1 rRNA gene is annotated in these 1,113 nt (G+C 54.3%); it reads left to right on the top strand.

The annotated features are described in order from the left end of the window. A 23S ribosomal RNA gene (locus ACFO3S_RS27880) occupies window positions 1-1,113 on the top strand; the annotation flags it as partial.

A 1,113-nucleotide genomic window follows, 5' to 3' on the forward strand; every position in this document is an offset into this window, starting at 1 on the left:
TTGATCCGGAGATTTCCGAATGGGGAAACCCAGCTGCGGTAATGCGCAGTTACCTTCGACTGAATCCATAGGTCGATGGAGGCAGACCAGGGGAACTGAAACATCTAAGTACCCTGAGGAAGAGAAAACAACAGTGATTCCGTCAGTAGCGGCGAGCGAAAGCGGATTAGCCCAAACCAGGGAGCTTGCTCCCTGGGGTTGTGGGACGTCTCATGTGGAGTGATAAAAGGGAAGGTTAGGCGAAGAGGTCTGGAAAGGCCCGTCGTAGAAGGTAACAACCCTGTAACCGAAAGTCTTCCCTCTCCGAGACGGATCCCGAGTACCGCGGGACACGAGAAACCCCGTGGGAATCCGGCAGGACCATCTGCCAAGGCTAAATACTCCCTGGCGACCGATAGCGAAGCAGTACCGTGAGGGAAAGGTGAAAAGCACCGCGGGAGCGGAGTGAAAGAGAACCTGAAACCGTGCGCTTACAAGAAGTCAGAGCCCGATTAAGGGGTGATGGCGTGCCTTTTGTAGAATGAACCGGCGAGTTACGTTCACGTGCAAGGTTAAGCTGAAGAGGCGGAGCCGAAGGGAAACCGAGTCTGAATAGGGCGAATAAGTACGTGGGCGTAGACCCGAAACCGTGTGATCTACCCCTGTGCAGGGTGAAGGTGCGGTAACACGCACTGGAGGCCCGAACTCGTGAGCGTTGAAAAGCTCTGGGATGACGTGGGGGTAGGGGAGAAATTCCAATCGAACTCGGAGATAGCTGGTTCTCCCCGAAATAGCTTTAGGGCTAGCCTCGAGGTGAGCATCATGGAGGTAGAGCACTGATTGGGTGCGGGGCCCGCCAAGGGTTACCAAGTCCAGTCAAACTCCGAATGCCATGGATGTATACTCGGGAGTCAGACGGCGAGTGCTAAGATCCGTCGTCAAGAGGGAAAGAGCCCAGATCATCAGCTAAGGTCCCCAAGTGTGTGTTAAGTGGGAAAGGATGTGGAGTTGCGAAGACAACCAGGATGTTGGCTTAGAAGCAGCCACCATTTAAAGAGTGCGTAATAGCTCACTGGTCGAGTGACTCTGCGCCGAAAATGTAACGGGGCTAAACACACCACCGAAGCTATGGCA

The organism is Cohnella hongkongensis, assembly GCF_042654645.1.
In the GTDB taxonomy this organism is placed as follows: domain Bacteria; phylum Bacillota; class Bacilli; order Paenibacillales; family Paenibacillaceae; genus Cohnella; species Cohnella hongkongensis.